At 70.9% G+C, this 23,533-nt stretch carries 21 protein-coding genes and 3 tRNA genes; 14 read left to right on the forward strand and 10 right to left on the reverse strand.

Annotated features, from left to right (window positions below; genetic code table 11):
• Positions 1 to 8 precede the first annotated feature (8 nt).
• The 5 genes from OO47_RS03060 to OO47_RS03080 form a co-directional block, all read right to left on the reverse strand.
• Positions 9 to 812, reverse strand: coding sequence for an ABC transporter permease (locus OO47_RS03060; RefSeq protein ID WP_030209624.1), 804 nt, complete (start codon positions 810 to 812; stop codon positions 9 to 11).
• Positions 809 to 1,804: an ABC transporter ATP-binding protein gene (locus OO47_RS03065; protein WP_078489457.1), complete on the reverse strand. Its 996-nt coding sequence runs from the start codon at positions 1,802 to 1,804 to the stop codon at positions 809 to 811. The genes OO47_RS03060 and OO47_RS03065 overlap by 4 nt, the downstream gene beginning before the upstream one ends.
• A gap of 143 nt (positions 1,805 to 1,947) precedes the next feature.
• Positions 1,948 to 2,020: transfer RNA gene (locus OO47_RS03070), tRNA-Gly, on the reverse strand.
• 80 nt (positions 2,021 to 2,100) lie between these two features.
• A tRNA-Gly gene (locus tag OO47_RS03075) sits at positions 2,101 to 2,172 on the reverse strand.
• 276 nt (positions 2,173 to 2,448) lie between these two features.
• Positions 2,449 to 2,835, reverse strand: coding sequence for a histone-like nucleoid-structuring protein Lsr2 (locus OO47_RS03080; protein WP_030209630.1), 387 nt, complete (start codon positions 2,833 to 2,835; stop codon positions 2,449 to 2,451).
• Between the two features lie 347 nt (positions 2,836 to 3,182).
• Here OO47_RS03080 and purS point away from each other — a divergent pair, with 347 nt between their 5' ends.
• The 9 genes from purS (at position 3,183) to purM (ending at position 12,514) form a co-directional block, all read left to right on the forward strand.
• The gene (purS, locus tag OO47_RS03085) at positions 3,183 to 3,458 is read left to right on the forward strand and encodes a phosphoribosylformylglycinamidine synthase subunit PurS (RefSeq protein ID WP_078489458.1); all 276 of its coding nucleotides are present in this window, start codon (positions 3,183 to 3,185) and stop codon (positions 3,456 to 3,458) included.
• Positions 3,455 to 4,135: a phosphoribosylformylglycinamidine synthase subunit PurQ gene (gene purQ, locus OO47_RS03090; RefSeq protein ID WP_030209636.1), complete on the forward strand. Its 681-nt coding sequence runs from the start codon at positions 3,455 to 3,457 to the stop codon at positions 4,133 to 4,135. Before purS ends, purQ begins: the two co-directional genes overlap by 4 nt.
• Complete coding sequence (purL, locus tag OO47_RS03095) at positions 4,135 to 6,444, forward strand: phosphoribosylformylglycinamidine synthase subunit PurL (protein WP_051715618.1); 2,310 nt, start codon at positions 4,135 to 4,137, stop codon at positions 6,442 to 6,444. Before purQ ends, purL begins: the two co-directional genes overlap by 1 nt.
• A 135-nt stretch (positions 6,445 to 6,579) precedes the next feature.
• On the forward strand, positions 6,580 to 6,837 hold the full coding sequence (locus OO47_RS03100; protein ID WP_051715621.1) for a hypothetical protein: 258 nt from the start codon (positions 6,580 to 6,582) through the stop codon (positions 6,835 to 6,837).
• A gap of 85 nt (positions 6,838 to 6,922) precedes the next feature.
• A complete protein-coding gene (locus tag OO47_RS03105) occupies positions 6,923 to 7,759 on the forward strand; it encodes a M23 family metallopeptidase (RefSeq protein ID WP_030209643.1) in 837 nt (278 codons plus the stop codon).
• 47 nt (positions 7,760 to 7,806) lie between these two features.
• Positions 7,807 to 8,595, forward strand: a complete 789-nt coding sequence (locus tag OO47_RS03110; RefSeq protein WP_030209652.1) for a maleylpyruvate isomerase family mycothiol-dependent enzyme — start codon at positions 7,807 to 7,809, stop codon at positions 8,593 to 8,595.
• A 171-nt stretch (positions 8,596 to 8,766) separates the two neighbouring features.
• The gene (locus OO47_RS03115; RefSeq protein ID WP_030209655.1) at positions 8,767 to 9,594 is read left to right on the forward strand and encodes an META domain-containing protein; all 828 of its coding nucleotides are present in this window, start codon (positions 8,767 to 8,769) and stop codon (positions 9,592 to 9,594) included.
• Between the two features lie 230 nt (positions 9,595 to 9,824).
• Complete coding sequence (gene purF / locus OO47_RS03120) at positions 9,825 to 11,351, forward strand: amidophosphoribosyltransferase (protein ID WP_030209657.1); 1,527 nt, start codon at positions 9,825 to 9,827, stop codon at positions 11,349 to 11,351.
• 83 nt (positions 11,352 to 11,434) lie between these two features.
• A complete protein-coding gene (purM, locus tag OO47_RS03125; protein ID WP_030209659.1) occupies positions 11,435 to 12,514 on the forward strand; it encodes a phosphoribosylformylglycinamidine cyclo-ligase in 1,080 nt (359 codons plus the stop codon).
• A 165-nt stretch (positions 12,515 to 12,679) separates the two neighbouring features.
• Here the strand turns inward: purM and OO47_RS03130 are convergent, their stop codons facing one another.
• On the reverse strand, positions 12,680 to 12,937 hold the full coding sequence (locus OO47_RS03130) for a DUF3073 domain-containing protein (protein ID WP_030209662.1): 258 nt from the start codon (positions 12,935 to 12,937) through the stop codon (positions 12,680 to 12,682).
• Between the two features lie 290 nt (positions 12,938 to 13,227).
• A complete protein-coding gene (locus OO47_RS03135; protein WP_030209671.1) occupies positions 13,228 to 14,328 on the reverse strand; it encodes a Leu/Phe/Val dehydrogenase in 1,101 nt (366 codons plus the stop codon).
• 155 nt (positions 14,329 to 14,483) lie between these two features.
• Here OO47_RS03135 and OO47_RS03140 point away from each other — a divergent pair, with 155 nt between their 5' ends.
• Together OO47_RS03140 and bldC are read left to right on the forward strand one after the other, a co-directional pair.
• On the forward strand, positions 14,484 to 15,347 hold the full coding sequence (locus tag OO47_RS03140) for a hypothetical protein (RefSeq protein ID WP_030209673.1): 864 nt from the start codon (positions 14,484 to 14,486) through the stop codon (positions 15,345 to 15,347).
• Between the two features lie 727 nt (positions 15,348 to 16,074).
• Positions 16,075 to 16,281, forward strand: a complete 207-nt coding sequence (bldC, locus tag OO47_RS03145; protein ID WP_003949541.1) for a developmental transcriptional regulator BldC — start codon at positions 16,075 to 16,077, stop codon at positions 16,279 to 16,281.
• A 329-nt stretch (positions 16,282 to 16,610) separates the two neighbouring features.
• On the opposite strand, the gene OO47_RS34615 is transcribed toward bldC, so the two are convergent.
• The 3 genes from OO47_RS34615 to hrpA form a co-directional block, all read right to left on the reverse strand.
• The gene (locus OO47_RS34615) at positions 16,611 to 16,829 is read right to left on the reverse strand and encodes a DUF6274 family protein (RefSeq protein WP_078489459.1); all 219 of its coding nucleotides are present in this window, start codon (positions 16,827 to 16,829) and stop codon (positions 16,611 to 16,613) included.
• A gap of 128 nt (positions 16,830 to 16,957) precedes the next feature.
• Positions 16,958 to 17,031 (reverse strand) — tRNA-Asp (locus OO47_RS03150).
• A gap of 136 nt (positions 17,032 to 17,167) precedes the next feature.
• Complete coding sequence (gene hrpA / locus OO47_RS03155) at positions 17,168 to 21,106, reverse strand: ATP-dependent RNA helicase HrpA (protein ID WP_030209675.1); 3,939 nt, start codon at positions 21,104 to 21,106, stop codon at positions 17,168 to 17,170.
• Positions 21,107 to 21,257: 151 nt separating this feature from the next.
• On the opposite strand from hrpA, the gene OO47_RS03160 reads away from it, so the two are divergent.
• From OO47_RS03160 to OO47_RS03170, 3 genes are read left to right on the forward strand one after another with little or no spacing between them, the layout of a single operon-like run.
• Positions 21,258 to 21,728, forward strand: a complete 471-nt coding sequence (locus OO47_RS03160; protein ID WP_051715623.1) for a hypothetical protein — start codon at positions 21,258 to 21,260, stop codon at positions 21,726 to 21,728.
• A gap of 57 nt (positions 21,729 to 21,785) precedes the next feature.
• Positions 21,786 to 22,613 (forward strand): DsbA family protein, encoded by an 828-nt coding sequence (locus OO47_RS03165; RefSeq protein ID WP_030209679.1) that lies wholly within the window; start codon positions 21,786 to 21,788, stop codon positions 22,611 to 22,613.
• Positions 22,610 to 23,470, forward strand: a complete 861-nt coding sequence (locus tag OO47_RS03170) for a cytochrome c biogenesis CcdA family protein (protein WP_030209690.1) — start codon at positions 22,610 to 22,612, stop codon at positions 23,468 to 23,470. The genes OO47_RS03165 and OO47_RS03170 overlap by 4 nt, the downstream gene beginning before the upstream one ends.
• Positions 23,471 to 23,533 lie beyond the last annotated feature (63 nt).

Consider the following 23,533-nt stretch of genomic DNA (forward strand, 5'->3'; position numbering starts at 1 on the left):
CCCGAGCTCTAGCGCCGTGGTTCCCAGCGGAACCACTGGCGGACCGCCCACCCCGTCAGGACGCCCCAGGCCACTGTATTGAGCCCGGCGCCCAGCAGGCTCTCCGCGTGCGCGGTGCCGAGCCAGCCCGCCCGTACGAACTCCATCACCCCGCTGAGCGGCAGCAGCCCGCAGAGGTCGGCGGCGAGCGGGGGCAGGGCGTCGCGGGGCACGAAGAGGCCCGAGCCGAAGCAGGAGACGAGGAAGAGCGGCAGGGTCGTCAGGCCGGCGCTCTCGACGGTGCGGGTGATCACGGTGGTGAGTGCGGCGAGTCCGGCGAGCAGGACGATCGCGGCGGCGATGCCGAGCAGCAGCAGGTCGGGACGGGCGGGGACGGGCACGTCGAGGACGGCGATTCCGCCGGCCGTCAGCACGGCGCACTGCGCGAGCGTGATGGCGGTCGCGGGCAGGGCGCAGCCGGTGAGTATCTCCGCGTCGCTCGCCTCGCCGGTCCGCAGCCGCTTGAGGACGAGCTCCTCGCGGCGGGCGACGAGCGCGGAGACGAGGCCCATGTAGGTGACGAGGAGCAGGACCATGCCGGTGCCGCCGATGAGGGTGGCCGCCCCGGCACCGATCGGCAGGGTCTCCGCGTCGAGCTGGCTGAGCGAGGAGCGCAGCAGGAAGACCATCAGCACCGGCATGAGCAGGGCGACGAAGAGGTTGTTTCGGTTGCGCGTGAGGAGGGTCAGCTCGGCCCGGCCGAGAGCGGTGAGCCGGCCGCGGACGGTGGAGGCGGGCCCGGAGGCCGGGGGCGTGGTCGTGGCGGTGCTCATCGGGTGTCGGCCTCCTGCCGGTCGGTGCGGGCCTCGGTACGGGCTGTGGTGTCGCGGGACGAGTCGTCGCGCGAGGCGATGTCGAGGAACGCCTCTTCGAGGGAGGCGGAGCGGGCGTCGAGTCCGCCGAGCCGTATGCCGTCCTCCCCGGCCCAGGCGAGGAGGACGGAGAGGTCCTCCTGGAGGTCGTGGGTGCGGATCTCCACGCGGCCGCCGGTCTCGGCGGCCCGCAGGCGCAGCGGGAGCCGCGCGGCCGGAACGCCCTCGGGCAGGGTGAAGCTGATCCGGGCGGGGCGGGCGGCGGTGACCTCGGCGGGCGTGCCGGAGAGCACGATCTCGCCCCGGTGCATGATCGCGAGGCGGTCGGCGAGGGCTTCGACCTCCTCCAGGTAGTGCGTGGTGAGGAGCACGGTGGTGCCGCCGTCCCGCAGCTGCCGGACGAGGTCCCAGGTGTCGCGGCGGCCCTCGGCGTCGAGACCGGTGGTGGGCTCGTCCAGGAAGAGCACCTCGGGGCGGCCGAGCAGCGCGAGCGCCAGGTCGAGCCTGCGCCGCTCGCCGCCGGAGAGCTGCTTGATCCGGACGCGCTCGCGCCCGGCGAGGCCGGTGGCGGCGAGCGCCTCCCCGACGGGACGGGCACCGCTGGTGCAGCCTGCCCACATCCGTATGGTCTCGGCCACGGTGAGGTCGGAGGGGAAGCCGCCCTCCTGGAGCATGATGCCGATCCGGGGGCGGACGGCGGACCGCTCGCGGTAAGGGTCGTGGCCGAGGACGCGGGCGGTGCCGGCGCTGGGGGCGGCGAGGCCCTCCAGGAGTTCGACGGTGGAGGTCTTGCCGGCTCCGTTGGTCCCGAGGAGGGCGAAGATCTCGCCCCGGGGAACGGCGAAGGAGATCCCGCGCACGGCCTCGAAGCCGCGGGACCCCCGGCCGGTTCCCCGGCCGGATCCCTCGACGTACGTACGGCGCAGGTCGGTCGCCTCGATCGCAGGTGTCATGCGTCCAGACTCCCGTCGGCCACCGATCCCCGGCAGTGCGCGGTGTCATGATCCCTACTGACAAATGTCATGGGGACGGCGGCGGGGGAGAGGGAAGCACGACGAAGGCCCCGGTTCTTGAGAACCGGGGCCTTCATACCCTGAGCGGACGACGAGATTCGAACTCGCGACCCTCACCTTGGCAAGGTGATGCTCTACCAACTGAGCCACGTCCGCATTGCTCCCGACCGGCTTTCACCGGGCGGTGCGAGCACCACTGTACCTGATCCACAAGAGTGGTCGGTAATGCGATGCAGAGCGGGTGACAGGAATTGCACACTGCGCCTTCCCCCTGGAAGGGGGCTGTTCTGCTACTGAACTACACCCGCACGCTGCTTGGAGTGGGGCCTTTCGGCCTCGCCCCTCGGCGTGATCCAGACTCTAGCCGATCACCCGGGGTGCAATGCAAATCGGTTCGGCCTGCGGCGGCGGCGGCGGACGGGCCGGGCCGGTCCGGCCCGGGGCGGACCCGGACGCCCCACGCCTTCGCACCCCGCTCGGCTCGCTCAACCCAGCTCGCCCGGCTCGGCTCGGCTCGTTCCGCTCGGCTCGTCCCGCTCAGCTCAGCTCGGCTCGTTCCGCTCAGCCCAGCTCGCCCCCGCCGCTCAGCTCGCCTCGCGGAAGGCCTCGTAGACCCGCTTGGGGATCCGGCCCCGGGCGGGCACGTCCATCTTGTTGGACTGGGCCCAGGCGCGGACCGCCGCCGGATCGGGGGCGAGGTCGGTGTGCGTGTACGCCGCGGCCGGGCCCCGGCCCCGACCACCGCCGGCACCGCTGCCGCCGCCGGAACCGGCGCCCGCTCCCGCGCCGATCCGCACGGGGATCTTGCGGGCTGCCGCGAGGTAGGGCGCGAGGGCCTTGCGGAGTTTCTCTGCATTGGCAGCATTCAGGTCGATCTCGTACGTCTTCCCGTCGAGGCCGAACGCGACCGTTTCAGCTGCTGCTCCGCCCTCGATGTCATCGGAGAGGGTGACCACTACGCGCTGAGCCACGGATATCGGTCCTTTCCTGCGGCCGCCGAGGTCGTAGGAGGCGCTTGTGGCACCCCTGACGTGCGGCGATGCCGACCGTTCGGCTGTGCCGGAACAATGCTGCTTTCTTCTGGAAACCTTTCTACAGCGGCAGGTGTCGCATTGTGAAGCCCTGCCAATTGTTTCAGCGTGTCCCGGTGCAATGCGGTCCGCAATATTTCACGTGAATTTTGCCGTGGAGGTCGGTCGCGGTGCGGTGGGGCCGACCGTCGAGAACCTGCCTTTTGTAGGATCCTTCAGATCTCTACCCGCGTAGAATTTGGAGGCAGGTACGCTGAAGGAACCGCCCACGCAACACACCACCGGGAGTGCCAGTGGCACGCGTCGTAGTCGACGTCATGCTCAAGCCGGAGATCCTCGACCCCCAGGGGCAGGCGGTGCAGCGTGCACTGCCCCGCCTGGGATTCGCCGGAATCGCCGACGTCCGTCAGGGGAAGCGCTTCGAGCTGGAGGTGGAGGGGCCGGTCGACGACGCCGCCCTCGCCCGCATCCATGAGATGGCCGAAACCTTCCTCGCCAACACCGTGATCGAGGACTTCACCGTGAAGGTGGAGTCCACGGAGACCGCCGGGGCCTCGTCGTGACCGCACGCATCGGCGTCGTCACGTTCCCCGGAACGCTCGACGACCAGGACGCGCTGCGCGCCGCCCGCCTGGCGGGCGCCGAGCCCGTCTCGCTCTGGCACCGCGACAAGGACCTCAAGCAGGTCGACGCCGTGGTCCTGGCCGGCGGCTTCTCCTACGGCGACTACCTGCGGGCCGGAGCCATCTCCCGCTTCTCGCCGGTGATGGAGACGATCATCGAGCAGGCGAAGGCGGGCATGCCCGTCCTCGGCATCTGCAACGGCTTCCAGATCCTCACCGAGGCCCATCTGCTGCCGGGCGCGATGCTGCGCAACAACCACCTCCACTTCATCTGCCGCGACCAGAAGCTGCGGGTGGAGAACGCGGAGACCGCCTGGACCTCGGACTACACCGCGGGCCAGGAGATCGAGGTCCCGCTCAAGAACATGGACGGCCGGTACGTCGCCGACGAGCGCGTGCTCGACGAGCTGGAGGCCGAGGGCCGGGTGGCCTTCCGCTACCTGGACGTCAACCCCAACGGCTCGCTCCGCGACATCGCGGGCATCACCAACGCCGCCGGCAACGTGGTCGGCCTCATGCCGCACCCCGAGCACGCCGTCGAGCCGCTGATCGGCACCGGCAAGACGGACGGTCTCGGTTTCTTCACCTCGATCCTCAAGAAGCTGGTCAACGCCTGATGCTGCCTTCTTCCGGGGGGCGACCCCCGTACCCCCGAGCTTTCGACACCGTCAAGCACGCGAGCGAGACGCCGGACAGCGAGCAGCCCTGGAAGGAGCTCGGCCTCAAGGAGGACGAGTACGCGCGCATCCGCGAGATCCTCGGCCGCCGTCCCACCGGCGCCGAGCTCGCCATGTACTCCGTCATGTGGTCGGAGCACTGCTCGTACAAGAGCAGCAAGGTCCACCTGAAGCAGTTCGGCGAGAAGGTCCCCGCCAACGACGCCATGCTCGTCGGCATCGGCGAGAACGCGGGCGTCGTGGACGTAGGCCAGGGGTACGCGGTCACCTTCAAGGTCGAGTCGCACAACCACCCCTCGTACATCGAGCCCTACCAGGGCGCGGCCACCGGCGTCGGCGGCATCGTCCGCGACATCCTCGCCATGGGCGCCCGTCCGGTCGCGGTCGTCGACCCGCTGCGGTTCGGCGCGGCCGACCACCCCGACACCAAGCGCGTGCTGCCCGGTGTCGTCGCCGGCATCGGCGGCTACGGCAACTGCCTGGGCCTGCCCAACATCGGCGGCGAGGTCGTCTTCGACTCCTGCTACCAGGGCAACCCGCTGGTCAACGCCGGCTGCATCGGCGTGATGAAGCACGAGGACATCCACCTCGCCAAGGCCTCCGGCGCCGGCAACAAGGTGATCCTGTACGGCGCCCGCACGGGCGGCGACGGCATCGGCGGCGTCTCGGTCCTCGCGTCCGAGACCTTCGACGCTGAAGGCAACAGCGCCTCCGGCACGGGCAAGCCGGCCAAGCGCCCGGCCGTCCAGGTCGGCGACCCGTTCCAGGAGAAGCTCCTCATCGAGTGCACCCTGGAGATCTTCGCGGAGAAGCTGGTCGCGGGCATCCAGGACCTCGGCGGCGCCGGGCTCTCCTGCGCCACCTCCGAGCTGGCCTCCGCCGGTTCCGGCGGCATGCGGGTCGACCTCGACCTGGTGCACCTGCGCGACGCGACGCTCTCGCCCGAGGAGATCCTCATGAGCGAGTCGCAGGAGCGCATGTGCGCGATCGTTGAGCCCGACAAGGTCGACCGCTTCCTGGAGATCTGCGAGAAGTGGGACGTCATCGCCACCGTCATCGGTGAGGTGACCGAGGGCGAGCGCCTGGAGATCTTCTGGCACGGCGAGCAGATCGTGGACGTGCCGCCGCGCACGGTCGCCCACGAGGGCCCGGTCTACCAGCGTCCGTTCGCCCGTCCGGAGTGGCAGGACGCGCTCCAGGCCGACGACGCCGGCAAGCTGCCCCGGCCGCAGAACGGCGAGGAGCTGAAGGACCAGGTCCTCAAGCTCGTCTCCTCCCCGAACCAGGCCTCGAAGTCCTGGATCACGGACCAGTACGACCGGTTCGTGCAGGGCAACACGGTCCTGGCGCAGCCCGAGGACGCGGGCATGGTCCGCATCGACGAGGAGACCAACCTCGGCGTGGCCATGGCGACCGACGGCAACGGCCGGTACGCGAAGCTCGACCCGTACGCGGGCGCGCAGCTCGCGCTCGCGGAGTCGTACCGCAACGTCGCCGCCTCCGGTGCCAAGCCGCTGGCGATCTCCAACTGCCTGAACTTCGGCTCCCCCGAGGACCCGGACGTGATGTGGCAGTTCGCCGAGGCGACCCGCGGCCTCGCGGACGGCTGCTTCCAGCTCGGCACCCCGGTGACCGGCGGCAACGTCTCGCTCTACAACCAGACCGGTGACGTGGCGATCCACCCGACGCCCGTCGTGGCCGTCCTCGGCGTGATCGACGACGTCAACCGCCGCACCCCGATCGCCTTCGCGGAAGAGGGCCAGCTCCTCTACCTGCTCGGCGACACCAAGGAGGAGTTCGGCGGTTCGGCCTGGTCCGAGGTGATCCACCAGCACCTCGGCGGTCTGCCGCCGGCCGTGGACCTCGACCGGGAGAAGCTGCTCGGCGAGATCCTGATCTCGGCCTCCCGCGACGGCATGATCGACGCGGCGCACGACCTGTCCGACGGCGGTCTCGTGCAGGCGGTCGTCGAGTCCTGCCTGCGCGGCGGCAAGGGCGCGCGCCTGGTCGTCCCGGAGGGCCTGGACGCCTTCACCTTCCTCTTCAGCGAGTCGGCGGGCCGCGCGGTCGTCGCCGTCCCGCGCAGCGAGGAGCTCCGCTTCACCGACATGTGCGGCGCGCGGGGCCTGCCGGCGACCCGGATCGGTGTCGTCGACGGGGACGCGGTCGACGTGCAGGGCGAGTTCGCGCTCTCCCTGGAGGAGCTGCGCACGGCCCACGAGGCGACGATCCCGGGCCTGCTGGCCTGATCGCCCCCTCGGAGCAGGGGTAGGAGCAGTACGCACGGGAGCCCCCGTCCGGACCTTCGGGTCCGGGCGGGGGCTCCTTCGGTTCCCTCCCGATGCACTCTTGCACGGAGTTACGTAGTTCCATAATTTGTACGCATGGAGCTGGAAGAGCGGTTCACCGAGCTGGAACGGCGCATCGCGGCGCTGGAGGGGTTCAAGACCGAACTGTCCGAGGCGGGTCCGCGGGGCGCCGACGGCGGGGTGCTGTTCACGGGCACGACCGGCCAGATCTACCACCATCTGCGCCAACTGACCGGCGCGGGCCGGCTCCACACGTCCGGACGCGGCCGCTACGAGGTTCCGGCGGCCCGGGTCGTTCCGCTCCTGATGGCCCTCACGGCGGCCCGCCCATAGCCTTTCGGCCACGGCTCTTGACCACAGCCCTCGATCACAGCCCTCGACCGAAGCCGTCGACCACGATCGTTCAGGGGGAACGCTCATGTTCACGCGCAAGACCGCGGTGGTGCTCCACCGCACGCTCTGGCTGCTGTTCTTCGTCCAGCTCGTCGTCTCGTTCACCGTCGGACTGCCCTATCCGTACGCCGTGAGCTGGCTGCCGCTGATCGCCGCCATGGCGGTCGGGATCGGGCTCGCCCGGCACACCGGCAAGCAGGTCGAGGCGGCGGCGCGGCCCCCGGTCGAAGTGGACCCGCCGGTCATCGGCCGCTGGACGGCGCTCAACAGTCCGGCCGACCGGACGCCCAGCCACGGCACCCACCAGTACGGCCAGACGTACGCCATCGACATCCTGGCGGAGGCGGAGGACGGGGAGCGGTCCCGGCCCTCCTTCGCGTGGCTGTGGCCGGTGGCCCGCCGGAGCGAGGACTTCCCGGCCTTCGGCGCCCCGCTGTTCGCGGTCGCCGACGCGACCGTCGTGCACGCCGAGGACGCCCAGCGCGACCACCTCAGCCGCAACTCGCTGCCCGCCGCCCTCTATCTGCTGCTTTTCGAGGGCATCGCCCGCGTCCTCGCGGGAGCCCGGCGGATCGTCGGGAACCACCTGATACTCGACCTCGGAGACGGCACCTACGCGGTGTACGCCCACCTCCGGCGGGGTTCGCTCACCGTCCGGGCGGGTGACCGGGTCACGGCCGGCCAGGAGCTCGCCCGGTGCGGAAACTCCGGCAACTCCACCGAACCGCACCTGCACTTCCACCTCATGAACGGACCCGACCTGGACACGGCCAGGGGTGTGCCCTTCACCTGGCGCGGTGTGGGCGTGCCCAAGAACAAGGAGACGTTCGAGGCGACACCGGGCGCGCCCCGTCCGGCCTGAGCCTCGTATCCGTCCGTGACGCCGTCACCGCCGACTACCCTCGCCCCATGCCACCGGCCAAGAAGCGCACCCGCAGCTACGACCCGGCCAAGACCCGGGCCGCCGTCCTCGCCCAGTTCCGGCACGTACGGGAGGCCGTCGAGGCGTTCACGCCCGTACAGCTCGACGGGCCGACCCGGCTCGGGGAGTGGACCGTACGGGACCTGGCCGCGCACGTCGCGTGGATGCTCGACTCCGTGCCGCGGCTGCTCGCCGCGTCCGCGCCGGCCGCGCGGGAACTGGCCCTGCTCGACTGGCCGTCCAGGACCGCGTCGGCGGCCGAGCGGATCGACGCGCACACGCGTGGGATCGACGCCTCCGACCTGCCCGGGCTCTACGCGCGCGTACAGGACGACTACGAGGAGGCGGTGGCGGGCACGGCCGACGACCGGCTCCTGCCGGTGAGCCTCGGCGCCATGACCCTCGGGGACTTCCTGGTCACCCGGACCGTCGAACTCGTCGTCCACACCGACGACCTGAACGAGGCGACCGGTGCCGGCATCCCGTACGACCGGCAGGCCCTCGCCGCCTGCACCCGCCTCCTCGCGGACGTGCTCGCGGTGAAGGCGCCGGGCGGAGCGGTCGAGGTGCGGGTCCCGTCGTACGCCGTCGTCCAGTGCGTGGAGGGTCCCCGGCACACCCGGGGCACCCCGCCCAACGTGGTCGAGACGGACCCCCTGACCTGGATCCGGCTCGCGACCGGGCGCAGGGGGTGGGCGGCGGAGCTGGACGCGGCCCGGGTGAGCGCGAGCGGCGAGCGCGCCGACCTGACGGACCTGCTGCCCCTGATGGCCTGACGGCCGATCACCGCGGACCGTGCAGGCAGGTCCGTGCAGGCAGGTCCGTACAGGCACGCCCGTGCAGGCAGGTCCATACAGGCGGGTCCGTACGCGCAGGTCCGTACACGCAGGTCCGTGCAGGTGGGCAGGTCCGTGGAACCGACTCGTCCGGTCGTCCGTCCCATTTCCATGTCGAAGCCACGAGCACTCGTCGTCCTGGTCCCGCTCCTCCCGGCCCTCCTGCTCACCGCCTGCGGTACGGAGGGAGGCCAAGGCTCCGGATCCGGGGCCGGCACCGTCTCTCCGGACCTCCCGCTCACCGGCACGCACTGGACCGTCGACGAGGTCACCGTCGACGGGAGCGCGTCCGACGCCCCGGGCGACGCCCGCGTCGCGTTCGGGAAGGACGGCCGCGTCACGGGGAGCGGCGGCTGCAACACCTTCAACGCCACCGTCACCGTGAAGGGCGACACCGTCACGGCCTCCCCGGGGCAGATGACCGAGATCGCCTGTTCCGACGACCGGATGCGGTTCGAGAAGCAGCTGGTCGAGGCCTTCTCCGGGGAGCTCAAGGGCACGCTGAAGAACGACACCCTCACCCTGACCTCGCCCGACGGGCGGAACGTCCTCGCGCTCACCGCCGAGCGGCCCGCCCCGCTGCGCGGCACCGCGTGGAAGGTCGACGGCCTGCGCTCCGGGCAGACGGCATCCTCCCTGCCCGCCGGCAGCGAGGGCAAGGCGCGGATCGTCCTGGGCGAGGACGGCAGGGTCACCGGAAACCTGGGCTGCAACAACTTCTCCGCGACGGCCAGGACCGACGGCACGACCCTCACCGTCGAGGGCCCGGCGGCCACCACCCGGATGATGTGCACGGGCCCGCAGATGCAGCTGGAGACCAAGCTGTACGCGCTCCTCGACGGGCCGCTCACCTACCGGGTCGACCACCGGACCCTGACGCTCACCGACGCCTCGGGCGAGGGCCTCACCGCCACCGCCGAGCCGGCCGGACGCGCGTAGCGTCCGGGGCCGCGGTCCCCGCCGATTGCGAACTCCGTCACATCGCGAACCGGCTCCGGAGCCGGTATGAGCGTCCGCTTTTCGCGGCTCCGGAGCCGGAATCCCTTCCCCTGCCTGGTTTGTAGCCCCCTCCAAGCACGGGATGATCATTTCGTGCGATCGTACGAGAGCGGCCGACCCCGGATTTCCTCAATTCGGACCAGTGGTCGAGCCCGTCTACACTCGGAAACGTGCCACGTGGTGACGGTCGACTCAATCACGATCTGCTTCCCGGCGAGAAGGGCCCCCAGGACGCTTGCGGCGTCTTCGGTGTCTGGGCTCCGGGTGAAGAGGTCGCAAAGCTCACGTACTTCGGGCTCTACGCCCTCCAGCATCGGGGCCAGGAATCCGCGGGAATCGCGGTCAGCAACGGCTCCCAGATCCTCGTCTTCAAGGACATGGGCCTCGTGTCCCAGGTCTTCGACGAGACCTCTCTCGGTTCCCTCCAAGGTCACATCGCGGTCGGTCACGCCCGCTACTCGACCACCGGGGCCTCCGTGTGGGAGAACGCGCAGCCGACGTTCCGGGCGACCGCCCGCGGCTCGATCGCGCTCGGCCACAACGGCAACCTGGTGAACACGGCGCAGCTCGCCGAGATGGTCGCGGACCTGCCCAAGAAGGAAGGGCGCGCGACCCGGGTCGCCGCCACCAACGACACCGACCTGGTCACCGCGCTCCTCGCGGGCCAGGTGGACGAGGACGGCAACCCGCTCACCGTCGAGCAGGCCGCCGCGAAGGTCCTCCCCGAGGTCCGGGGCGCCTTCTCCCTCGTCTTCATGGACGAGCACACGCTCTACGCGGCCCGTGACCCGCAGGGCATCCGCCCGCTGGTCCTCGGCCGCCTGGAGCGCGGCTGGGTGGTCGCCTCCGAGTCCGCCGCCCTCGACATCTGCGGCGCCAGCTACGTCCGCGAGGTCGAGCCGGGCGAGCTGATCGCGATCGACGAGAACGGCATCCGTACCTCTCGATTCGCGGAAGCGAAGCCCAAGGGCTGTGTCTTCGAGTACGTGTACCTGGCCCGCCCGGACACCGACATCGCCGGCCGGAACGTGTACCTCTCCCGCGTGGAGATGGGCCGCCGCCTCGCGAAGGAGGCGCCCGTCGAGGCCGACCTGGTGATAGCGACCCCGGAGTCCGGCACCCCGGCCGCCATCGGCTACGCCGAGGCCTCGGGCATCCCCTTCGGTGCCGGCCTGGTGAAGAACGCCTACGTCGGGCGCACCTTCATCCAGCCCTCCCAGACCATCCGCCAGCTGGGCATCCGGCTGAAGCTGAACCCCCTCAGGGAAGTCATCAAGGGGAAGAAGCTCGTGGTCGTCGACGACTCGATCGTCCGCGGCAACACCCAGCGGGCCCTGGTCCGGATGCTCCGCGAGGCCGGTGCGGCCGAGGTCCACATCCGGATCTCCTCCCCGCCGGTCAAGTGGCCCTGCTTCTTCGGCATCGACTTCGCGACCCGCGCGGAGCTGATCGCCAACGGCATGTCGGTCGAGGAGATCGGCAAGTCCCTGGGCGCGGACTCGCTCTCGTACATCTCCCTGGAGGGGATGGTCGAGGCGACCACGATCCAGAAGCCGAACCTCTGCCGCGCCTGCTTCGACGGCGAGTACCCGATGGAGCTGCCGGACCCCGAGCTGCTCGGCAAGCAGCTCCTGGAGACCGAGCTGGCCGCCGGCCCGGCCGCCACCGCGGCCTCCGACGCGCTCCGTCGTCCGTAGAACCGCCCGTAGAACCGTCTGCAAGACCCCGTAAGACCCCGTCGCAACCGCTGCAACCGCAGTACGACACGAAAGTTCCCAGCATGTCTGAGTCCCTCAGTGCCGAAGGCGGCGCCAGCTACGCGTCCGCGGGCGTCGACATCGAGGCGGGCGACCGCGCGGTCGAGCTGATGAAGGAGTGGGTGAAGAAGACGAAGCGCCCCGAGGTCCTCGGCGGCCTCGGCGGCTTCGCCGGCCTCTTCGACGCCTCCGCCCTCAAGCGCTACGAGCGCCCGCTGCTCGCCTCCGCCACCGACGGCGTCGGCACGAAGGTCGACATCGCCCGCCAGATGGGTGTCTACGACACGATCGGCCACGACCTGGTCGCAATGGTCATGGACGACATCGTCGTCTGCGGCGCCGAGCCGCTCTTCATGACCGACTACATCTGCGTGGGCAAGGTCCACCCGGAGCGGGTCGCGGCGATCGTCAAGGGCATCGCCGAGGGCTGCGTCCTGGCCGGCTGCGCCCTGGTCGGCGGCGAGACCGCGGAGCACCCGGGCCTCCTCGGCCCGGACGACTTCGACGTCGCCGGCGCGGGCACGGGCGTGGTGGAGTACGACCGGCTGCTCGGCGCGGACCGCATCCGTACGGGTGACGCGGTCATCGCCATGGCCTCGTCCGGCCTTCACTCCAACGGGTACTCGCTCGTGCGGCACGTGGTCTTCGACCGTGCCGGCATGTCCCTCGACCAGCGGGTCGAGGAGCTCGGCCGGACGCTGGGCGAGGAGCTTCTGGAGCCCACGAAGATCTACTCGCTCGACTGCCTGGCCCTCACCCGGACCACGGACGTCCACGCCTTCAGCCACATCACGGGCGGCGGCCTGGCGGCCAACCTGGCCCGGGTGATCCCGGACGGCCTGCACGCCACCGTCGACCGGTCGACCTGGGCTCCGGGCGCGATCTTCGACCTGGTCGGCAAGGCCGGGCAGGTGGAGCGCCTGGAGCTGGAGAAGACCCTGAACATGGGCGTCGGCATGATGGCCGTCGTGCCGGCCGACTCCGTGGACGTGGCCCTGGCCACCCTGGCGGACCGCGGGGTCGAGTCCTGGGTCGCGGGCGAGATCACCGAGCGCGGCGACCACGCCACCGGCGCCGAGCTGGTCGGGGACTACGCGAGCTGACCGGCCGGAGGGCGTACGTCATCGGGGGTGCCTCCAGGGGCGCCCCCGATCGCCGTCTCCGCCCGCCGCCCCCTGACCGTACGCGAACAGGCATGCGATTCAGCCACGCGGACAGCACAGAAACCCGGCCGGGTGTACCGGACCGGGTTTCAGTGGTTCAGAAGGTCAAGCGCGACGCGGGGAGGACGAAGAGGGACCGGACTGGTCGTCCTCGTCCTCGTCGTCCGTGTTGTAGAGATCCGCGTACTGGGCGTACGGGTCGTCTTCCTCGTCGTCGTCCTCGAACGGCTCGCCATTCGGCGGCTGACTCGAAGTCGAAGCGCCCAGCTCATTGGCCAGACGCGTCAGGTCCGTCCCGCCGCTGCTGTACTTCAGCTGGCGGGCGACCTTGGTCTGCTTGGCCTTTGCCCGGCCGCGCCCCATGGCTCGACCCCCTCGGTGACGGGGCTCGATGGCCCCAGAGTCTTGACACGCGTTCATGATTCGGAGCGGGCTCTCGAAGGAGAGACCGGCCCGTAGGGCTTCAACGGTACCTGTTTCCGTGGGTCTACGGTACGCCGTGCGCATCACATACCCCGGTACAGAACCTTCGAGGTGCCCTTTCCTCGCTGGTCAGTCGCGATTTTAACCTCTTCTGGGGGTACGACCCGCCGACAAGGGTGAGGGAAGTCTCTCCGGCACCCTCACGGAGGCGGGCCGCCCCCGGGCCCGGCTCAGCCGCGCCGCGCCTCCGCCATGCGCTGCTCGGCGATCCGGTCGGCCGCGGCGGCCGGCGGAATCCCGTCTTCCTTCGCACGTGCGAAGATCGCGAGCGTGGTGTCGAAGATCTTCGTGGCCTTCGCCTTGCACCGGTCGAAGTCGAAGCCGTGCAGCTCGTCCGCGACCTGGATCACGCCGCCGGCGTTGACCACGTAGTCGGGCGCGTAGAGGATCCCGCGCTCCTCCAGGTCCTTCTCGACGCCGAGGTGGGCGAGCTGGTTGTTGGCCGCGCCGCAGACGATCTTGGCGGTGAGGACCGGGACGGTGTCGTCGTTCAGGGCGCCGCCGAGCGCGCAGGGCGCGTAGACGTCCAGGCCCTCGACGCGGATCAGCGCGTCGGTGTCCGCGACCACCTTCACCTGGGGGTGCCTGTCGGTGATCCGGCGCACCGACTCCTCGCGCACGTCGGTGACGTACACCTCGGCGCCGTCCTCCAGGAGGTGCTCGACGAGGTAGTGGCCGACCTTGCCGACACCCGCGACGCCGACCTTGCGGCCGCGCAGCGTGGGGTCGCCCCACAGGGTCTGCGCGGAGGCGCGCATGCCCTGGAAGACGCCGAAGGCGGTGAGGACGGAGGAGTCGCCGGCGCCGCCGTTCTCGGGGGAGCGGCCGGTGGTCCACTCGTTCGCGCGGGCGACGACGTCCATGTCCGCGACGTAGGTGCCGACGTCGCAGGCCGTGACGTACCGGCCGCCGAGGGAGGCGACGAAGCGCCCGTAGGCGAGGAGGAGTTCCTCCGTCTTGATCTGCTCGGGGTCCCCGATGATGACGGCCTTGCCGCCGCCGTGGTCGAGGCCGGCCAGGGCGTTCTTGTACGACATGCCGCGCGCCAGGTTGAGCGCGTCGGCGATCGCCTCGGCCTCGGTGGCGTACGGGTAGAAGCGGGTGCCGCCGAGGGCGGGGCCCAGGGCGGTGGAGTGGAGGGCGATGACGGCCTTGAGGCCGGTCGCGCGGTCCTGGCAGAGCACGACTTGCTCGTGGCCACCCTGTTCCGAACGGAAGAGGGTGTGCAGCACGTCTGCGGGATCGACAGGAACGCCGGTCACATCGGTCACGGTGGTGACTCCCAAGTACGAAGCGGCGGTTTCGGCCCTCCCTGCGGGTGGGGGAGGGACCAGTTCGGCAAGAGGGTAAGCGCTACCTGGGCGTAGATCAGCCGCAGTGCGCAGGATCACCCCCTCGGGGAGTACCTCCGTGGAAGGATCGCGACATGTCGGTCGCCTCCTCGGTCCTCGTCCCCTACGCGTCCTACCTGCGGGTGTACGAGCCGCTGGCCGCGTTCCCCGAGCCGGAGCGGTCCCACTGGGCCCGGTACGCGCGGCGGCCCCGCACCCCGGGGGCGCAGGAGGAGCTGCGCCGGTCGCTCGCGGACCTGCTGCCGACGCCCCCGGTCCCGGTGCCGGTCCACGAGAGCGGCGAGGCCTTCGTCGCGCACCTGGACGGGGCGGTGGTGATCTGCCCGTGGCGGACCCGGCTGCGCGGCTGGCTGGCCCTGGAGGAGCTGGTGGCGGAGGGGTATCCGGGGCCGGTGCTCGACGCGATGCTGCCGCCGGTGGTGCGCGCCCAGGTGGCGGCGGACCACGAGCGCTGGCTGGCGCGGAACCCGGACGCGCGCCCGTGGATCCGTACGGCGGTCTGGCAGGTGCCGGTGCGCTGGTTCGCCCTCTTCGGTGACGAGGACCGGCAGTACGAGCCGGGCGCCCCGGAGGAGGGGGCCGGGGCGGGCCGGGCGCCGGTGCTGCGGTACCGGACGACGATGGCCCAGGCGCGGCGCCGGCTCGCGCGGACCCTGCGGGCGCTGCGGGAGTCGATCGACGACGGTCCCATGACGGAGGGTCTGGTCGAGGTGGGGCGCTGGCTGGAGGAGTTCCATCCGCGGGCCCTGGTGGAGCTGGACTTCGGCGGTCTGGTGCACGTGGTGCCGGAGGAGTGGCTGGCGGAGGAGCGGTCGGCGGCCCAGCTCGCGGAGGGGATCGCGGCGCTGCGGGCGGGGGACGGCGAGGCGGCGAACGACGCGTACGGGCGCCTGGCCGAGCGCTGGCGGGCGATCAGGGACCTGCGGTTCGCGAACTGACGACGGCTCGGAGGAGCACGGCCTCTTGAAGCGGAGGGACACGGCTCCTGGAATCGGAGGGGTACGGCCCTCTGGAAGGGGTACGGGCGTCGGGAACCGGCGCTCGTGGCCGGAAGCCGCTGTGCGCGAACTGACACCAGTCGGGCATCTTCGTCAGGTCGGTATCGACAAGACATGTCCGACCGGTGTAAATGATCTTCGAGGTCTCCGGAGCCGCCGGCCCCGGGGACTCCTCCGCGTCCCCTTCCTCCGGTCCACGGGTCCTTCGGCTCCCGTCCGGCGGGGACGTTGGTCCCGATCCGGGCCTTTGGCTCAAGCGTGACGGACAGCACTTAACGCACCCTTGCGCCGATCACCCATCCTCGTGCCAAAATAGGACAAGGAGTCCGGGGAGGGTTCCTTCCGCCCAACTTTGGGCGGAACGCTCAGCATTGCACTCTATGGGGGGTCTGAGGACTCCTGATCGCCCTGTGACTGATCGTCACAGACGCGTGACTGTCCGTTATGGCATGGTCCATCGACTTCCGCCGCTGATGAACACCTGCGAGGGCAATTCCATCGGTTTGGCCGACGTGGCTGGACGGATGGTGTAGTTGTAGTGCCGAGGACAAGCCGTTCGTCCTATAACCGACTCGGCCCGCTTCTGCCATTTCGGGCAACGCGGGTCAAGGTGCAGAATTTAGAGGAAAGAACCGAGATTGGTTCGGTTCTCCCGAGGAGGCCGCTCATGACCGCTCGCACCCCTGATGCCGAGCCGCTGCTGACCCCTGCCGAGGTCGCCACGATGTTCCGTGTGGACCCGAAGACGGTGACCCGTTGGGCCAAGGCGGGCAAGCTCACGTCCATCCGCACCCTGGGTGGGCACCGCCGGTACCGCGAGGCCGAGGTCCGCGCGCTGCTGGCGGGCATTCCGCAGCAGCGCAGCGAGGCCTGAGGTCGCGTGACACCTCGCAGTACCCCGTAACACCGGGCCCTTCCGGATCCCCCAATCCGGTGGCCCACCCCTAGCTCTGCCGGCGATCGCCTGCCCCAACAGGCCTTCGTCAGACGATCGCGCTGGACTCCGCCGGGTCCAGCGCGATCTTTTTGTGCCCGGTGCCACGCGGTGGACAGCGGTGCAATTGCACCGATTAAATCGGACCGGTGTAGGGAGGGTGTAAGTGAAGGTGTTTCTGAAAGACTTTCAGTGACACCCGTCACACGGACGAGCCCTTGCCAGGGTCAAGGCTGTCACTTCGGGGCGGGGGAGCGGCCCGCCGTTGGTCACGGGTCGGCGGGACCTTCGTCCTCAGCGGCCGGCGCCCGCTCCTCGGCGGCGCACGCCTCCGGTGGCTCCGCCGCTTCCGGTACTTCCATGGCGAGTCTCAGCAGGCGGTGGCAGACCACGCAGTGGCGCGTCAGGTGCCCGTACCGCGACGCGGCCGCCAGATGGGCGCGCAGCAGTGCTCGTGTGTCGTGCCGTGCTGCGGACGCCGCGGCCATGCGCGACCACCTCCAGTCGGGGCCCCCGATTCCCTGAAGTCCGGAGTACCGGCGGGCGCGGGCCCCCGTCAAGACACGGGAACGCAACGAAGGCCCGCATCTCACGATGCGGGCCTTCGTCTTCGAGGCGATCCTGACGGGACTTGAACCCGCGACCTCCACCTTGACAGGGTGGCGAGCTAACCAACTGCTCCACAGGACCTTGCTCGCAGCCTTCTTTCAAGCGGCTGCGAGAGAGACTGTACAGCAGGTCAGCGGGTCCGGTCGAACTCACCGACCGCGAGGACCCGGCTACCGGTCCGCGCGGGTCCGGGGCCCGGCGCCGCACCGCTCCCGGGCTACGGGACGGCCGCGTCGATCGCCTTCACGATCCGCTTGTCCGAGACCGGGTACGCCGTCCCCAGGGCGTGCGCGAAGTAGCTCACCCGCAGCTCCTCGATCATCCAGCGGATGTCGGTGACCTCGGCCGGCACCGGCCGCCCCTTCGGGAGCTGTTCGAGCAGCCAGGCGTACTCGTCCTGCATCTCCTGGACCTTCTCCATCCGGGTGGTGTCCCGCTGGACCCCGGTCGGCATCTGCTGGAGCCGCCGGTCCACCGCCACCAGGTAGCGCATCAGGTCCGGGAGCCGCTTCAGCCCCGTACGGGTGACGAAGCCGGCGGGAACCAGCCAGTTCAGCTGCGCCCGCACGTCCTGGAGGTTCGGGAGGAGCGCCGGGCTGCTCGTGGCCTTCAGGCGCCGCTCGCAGGCCTGCCAGGCCGCCAGGACCTGCTGGACCTGGCCCACCGTCCGCACCGTCGTGTCCACCAGGTCCGCGCGGACCTTGTCGTACAGCTTCCGGAAGGACTCCTCGTCCCAGGCCGGGCCGCCGTGGTCCGCGATCAGCTTGTCGGCGGCGGCGGTCGCGCAGTCGTCGAAGAGGGCCTGGATCGAGCCGTGCGGGTTCGAGGACAGGGCCAGCTTCTGCTGGTTGGTCAGCTTGTCCGAGGCGAACTTCGCCGGGTTCACCGGGATGTTCAGCATGATCAGCTTCCGGGTGCCCCGCCACATCGCGAGCGCCTGCTCGGCCTCCGTGTCGAAGAGCCGCACGGCCACGGTGTCGCCCTCGTCCACGAGCGCCGGGTACGCCTTGACCGGCTGGCCCGCCCGCCGGGTCTCGAAGACCTTCGTCAGCGTGCCGATCGTCCAGTCCTTCAGACCCGAGCGCTCCAGGGAGGGCCCGGAGCCGTCCGGGCCGCCCGTGGCCGCCGCGGCGGCCTTGGAGAGGGCCTGGCGGGCCTTCGGACGCAGTTTGAGCCGCAGCGTCTCCAGGTCCTTGGCCTCGGCCAGCTTCCGGCGCCGCTCGTCCACGATCCGGAACGTCACCTTGAGGTGCTCGGGCACCTTCGACCAGTCGAAGTCCTCGGCCGTCAGCGGCACTCCGACCATCCGCTGGAGCTCGCGCGCCAGCGCCGTCGTCAGCGGCTCCTGCACGGGCACGACCGCGTCGAGGAAGCGGCCCGCGAAGTTGGGCGCCGGGACGTAGTGGCGGCGGATCGGCTTCGGCAGGGAGCGGATCAGCTCCGTGACGACCTCCGCCCGCAGACCCGGGATCTGCCACTCGAAGCCCTCGTCCGTCACCTGGTTGAGCACCTGGAGCGGTATGTGGACGGTCACGCCGTCCGCGTCCGCGCCCGGCTCGAACTGGTACGTCACCCGGAACTTGAGCGGGCCCTGCCGCCACGAGTCCGGGTAGTCGTCCTTGGTGACCGCCCCGGCCTTCTCGTTGATGAGCATCTCGCGCTCGAAGTCGAGGAACTCCGGCTCCTCGCGGCGCTTGTGCTTCCACCAGGAGTCGAAGTAGGCGCCGGAGACGACGTGCTCGGGGACCCGCTTGTCGTAGAAGTCGAAGAGCGTCTCGTCGTCCACGAGGATGTCCCGGCGCCGGGCCCGGTGCTCCAGCTCCTCGACCTCGGTGAGCAGCTTGCGGTTGTCGGCGAAGAACTTGTGGTGGGTGCGCCAGTCGCCCTCGACCAGCGCGTTCCGGATGAACAGGTCCCGGGAGACCTCCGGGTCGATCCGCCCGTAGTTCACCTTCCGGTCGGCGACGATCGGGACGCCGTACAGCGTCACCTTCTCGAACGCCATCACGGCCGCCCGGTCCTTCTCCCAGTGCGGCTCGCTGTACGTCTTCTTCACCAGGTGCTGGGCGAGCGGCTCGATCCACTCGGGCTCGATCCGGGCGTTCACCCGGGCCCAGAGGCGCGAGGTCTCTACCAGTTCGGCGGACATGACGAAGCGCGGGGGCTTCTTGAAGAGCGCGGAGCCGGGGAAGATCGCGAACTTGGCGCTGCGGGCGCCGAGGTAGTCGTTCTTCGCCCCGTCCTTCACGTCCTTGAGGCCGATGTGGGAGAGGAGCCCCGCGAGCAGGGACACGTGCACGGACTGCTCCGGAGCGTCCTCCTCGTTCAGGTGGATGCCCATCTGCTTCGCGACCGTCCGCAGCTGGGCGTAGATGTCCTGCCACTCGCGGATCCGCAGGAAGTTCAGGTACTCCTGCTTGCACATGCGGCGGAAGGAGCTGGAGCCCCGCTCCTTCTGCTGCTCGCGGACGTACCGCCACAGGTTCAGGTACGCGAGGAAGTCGCTCGTCTCGTCCTTGAACCGGGCGTGCTGCTGGTCGGCCTGCGCCTGCTTCTCCGCCGGCCGCTCGCGCGGGTCCTGGATGGAGAGCGCCGCCGCGATCACCATGACCTCCCGGACGCAGCCGTTCCGGTCCGCCTCCAGGACCATCCGGGCGAGCCGGGGGTCCACGGGCAGCTGGGACAGCTTCCGGCCCTGCGGGGTGAGCCGCTTCTTCGGGTCCTTCTCGGCCGGGTCGATCGCGCCCAGCTCCTGGAGGAGCTGCACGCCGTCCCGGATGTTGCGGTGGTCCGGCGGGTCGATGAAGGGGAACTTCTCGATGTCCCCGAGCCCGGCGGCGGTCATCTGGAGGATGACGGAGGCCAGGTTCGTGCGGAGGATCTCGGCGTCCGTGAACTCGGGACGGGACAGGAAGTCGTCCTCCGAGTACAGCCGGATGCAGATGCCGTCGGACGTGCGGCCGCAGCGGCCCTTGCGCTGGTTGGCGCTGGCCTGGCTGACGGGCTCGATCGGCAGCCGCTGCACCTTCGTCCGGTGCGAGTAGCGCGAGATGCGGGCGGTGCCCGGGTCGATCACGTACTTGATGCCGGGGACGGTCAGGGACGTCTCGGCGACGTTCGTGGCGAGGACGATCCGGCGGCCGGGGTGGGCCTGGAAGACGCGGTGCTGCTCGGCGTGCGACAGGCGCGCGTAGAGGGGGAGGACCTCGGTGTTGCGCAGCTTCCGCTTGAGCAGGGCGTCCGCCGTGTCGCGGATCTCGCGCTCGCCGGAGAGGAAGACCAGGATGTCGCCCGGCCCCTCGCCCTGGAGCTCGTCGACGGCGTCGCAGATCGCGGTGATCTGGTCCCGGTCGGACTCCTCCGAGTCCTCTTCGAGGAGCGGCCGGTAGCGCACCTCCACGGGGTACGTGCGGCCGCTGACCTCCACGATCGGGGCGTCCCCGAAGTGGCGGGAGAAGCGCTCCGGGTCGATGGTCGCGGAGGTGATCACGACCTTGAGGTCGGGGCGCCTGGGGAGCAGCTGGGCCAGGTAGCCGAGCAGGAAGTCGATGTTGAGGGACCGCTCGTGGGCCTCGTCGATGATGATCGTGTCGTACGCGCGCAGCTCGCGGTCCGTCTGGATCTCGGCGAGCAGGATGCCGTCCGTCATCAGCTTCACGAAGGTCGCCTCGGGGTTCACCTGGTCGGTGAACCGGACCTTCCAGCCGACGGCCTCCCCGAGGGGGGTCCTCAGTTCCTCGGCGACCCGCTCGGCGACCGTACGGGCGGCGATCCGGCGGGGCTGGGTGTGCCCGATCATGCCCCGGACGCCCCGGCCCAGCTCCAGACAGATCTTCGGGATCTGGGTGGTCTTCCCGGAGCCCGTCTCACCGGCGACGATCACGACCTGGTGGTCGCGTATCGCCTCCAGGATCTCGTCCTTCTTCTGCGAGACGGGGAGCTGTTCGGGGTACGTGACGGCGGGCACGCGCGCGGCGCGCGCGTCGACGCGTTCCTTGGCCTCGGCCGCCTCTGCGGCGATCTCGTCCAGGACGGCCGCGCGGGCCTCGGGCTTGCGGATGCGGCGGACGCCTTCGAGACGGCGGCCGAGCCGGTGGGAGTCCCGCAGCGAGACCCCGGCCAGGACGGACTGGAGGGCGGCGAAGGAAGTAGACATACGGAATCCAGGATCGCACCTGCGGACGAGAAGCGGCGAACCGATTTACGAGCGGTGTCCCCGGGGCGGTCGCGCGGGAGCGGTGTCCCCGGGGCGGTCGCGCGGGGTGCGTACTATTTCGGGCACGCCGACCGGACCGGAGAGGTTTCGCATGTTCCGCACCACCCGCGCGCCGGCGGCGTTCGCCGCGCTCCTGGGGGTGGTCCTTGGACTGCTGGTGTGGGGGGTGCCGGGGGAGCGGACCGCCGCTTCCGCCGTTCCCACGGCTTCCGTGGTCTCCGCGACCCCCGTGACCCCTGCGGTCTCCGTGACCCCTGCGGTCTCCGCGACCCCTGTGACCTCCGCGGTCTCCGTGACCCCTGTGACCTCTGTGGTCTCCGCTCCCGGGGCCGTCGTGCCCGGCTGCGATCCGGGGCGCCCCGCCGAGGCGGGGGACGGCGCCCCCGTCGTACCGCCGCGTGCGCACGGCTTCGCCGAGCTGCTGCCCGTCCTCGCCGCCGACCGGACGCCGGGCGGGGTCCGGGCCGTGGTCGCGGCCGGTGCCCGGTCGGCGGCGCCGGGACGGGAGCCGCCCGACCTCGTACCGCCGTCGCCGGTGGAGCTGTCGGTCCTGAGGGTGTAGACGGACGGTCTCCTTCCGCCGCCCTCTTCTTTCCCTCTGTTCCAGGAGTGCTTCCGCATGTCCACCTCCACCTCCCCCAAGGGCTCCGCCAAGGCCAAGCCGGTCGCGATCGTCGCCGGAGTGGCGGCCGCCGCCGTGCTGCTCGGCGTCGTCTCGTACACCGCCACCAAGCCCGCGTCCCCCGGCGCCGCCGGCTCGTCCTCCGTCGCGGAGGTCTCCGCCGACCCGGCCGCCGGCGTCCACCCCGAGCTGGAGGCGTACGCCCGCCGCGACGCCTCCGACGGGCTCGCCCTGGGCCGGGCCGACGCGCCGGTGGTGCTCATCGAGTACGCCGACTTCAAGTGCGGCTACTGCGGGAAGTTCGCCCGGGACACCGAGCCGGTCCTGGTGGAGAAGTACGTGAAGAACGGGACCCTGCGCATCGAGTGGCGGAACTTCCCGATCTTCGGCGAGGAGTCCGAGGCCGTCGCCCGCGCCTCCTGGGCGGCCGGACAGCAGGGCCGGTTCTGGGAGTTCCACCGGGCCGCCTACGCGGAGGGCGCCAAGGAGAAGGGCTTCGGGAAGGACCGGCTCGCCGCCCTCGCGAAGGAGGCGGGCGTGCCCGACGCGGCCCGGTTCGCGAAGGACTCCGAGGGGGCGGCGGCCCGCGCGGCCGTCGGCAGGGACCAGGAGCAGGGGTACGCGCTCGGCGCCACCTCGACCCCGTCCTTCCTCGTCAACGGGCGCCCGATCGCGGGCGCGCAGCCCCTGGAGACCTTCACGGAGGCGATCGAGGCGGCGGCGAAGACGGCGAAGAGCGCGAAGAAGCAGCATCCCGCGAAGCCCTCCGCGTCCACGACCCCGTCCACGACCCCGTCCCCGTCCCCGTCCGGGGCCGGGCGGTGACCTCCGGCATCGGCTACTTCGCCGCCTTCCTCGGCGGACTGCTCGCCCTGCTCAGCCCGTGCAGCGCCCTGCTCCTGCCGGCCTTCTTCGCGTACTCCATCGACACGCGCGCGAAGCTGGTCGCCAGGACCGGCATCCTCTACGCGGGCCTGGCGACCACCCTCGTCCCGCTCGGCGCGGCCGGCTCCTTCGCGGGCCGGTTCTTCTACGGCCACCGGGACCTGCTCGTCGCGGTCGGCGGCTGGCTGATCGTCGGGCTCGGCGTCCTCCAGATCCTCGGCCTGGGCTTCACCTCCCGCCGGATCGCGGAGGCGAGCGGCCGCATCCGGCCCACGTCGGCGCTCTCCGTCTACGCGCTCGGCCTGGTCTACGGCCTCGCGGGCTTCTGCGCGGGTCCGATCCTCGGCAGCGTCCTGACGGTGGCGGCGCTGAGCGGCAGCCCGGCGTACGGGGGCCTGCTCCTCGCGGTGTACGCGCTCGGGATGGCGGTGCCGCTGTTCGTCCTGGCGCTGCTCTGGGAGCGGTACGACCTGGGGCGGCGGCGCTGGCTGCGCGGGCGGCCCCTGCGGGTCGGCCGGCTCGCGCTCCACTCGACCTCGGTCCTGTCGGGCCTCTTCTTCGTGGCCCTGGGCACGCTGTTCCTGGTCTTCGACGGGACGACCGCGCTGCCGGGCCTGCTGTCGGTGGACGACTCGTTCGCCGTGGAGGAGCGGGTGGCCTCCCTCGGCCGGGCGGTGCCGGACTGGGCGCTGCTCGCCGCGGTCGTGGCCGCGGTGGCGGCGGCGCTCGCGGTGCGGGGCCGGCGGGGGAGCCGTACGGGCGGTACGGACCGTACGGAGGAGCGCGAGGAGGCGTGACGCGTACGGGGGAGGGGCGCGGGCTCCTTCCCCGTACCACCGCCGCTCTCGTTTGCAAAAGGC

This window comes from Streptomyces bikiniensis (genome assembly GCF_000716625.1).
GTDB lineage: Bacteria > Actinomycetota > Actinomycetes > Streptomycetales > Streptomycetaceae > Streptomyces > Streptomyces bikiniensis.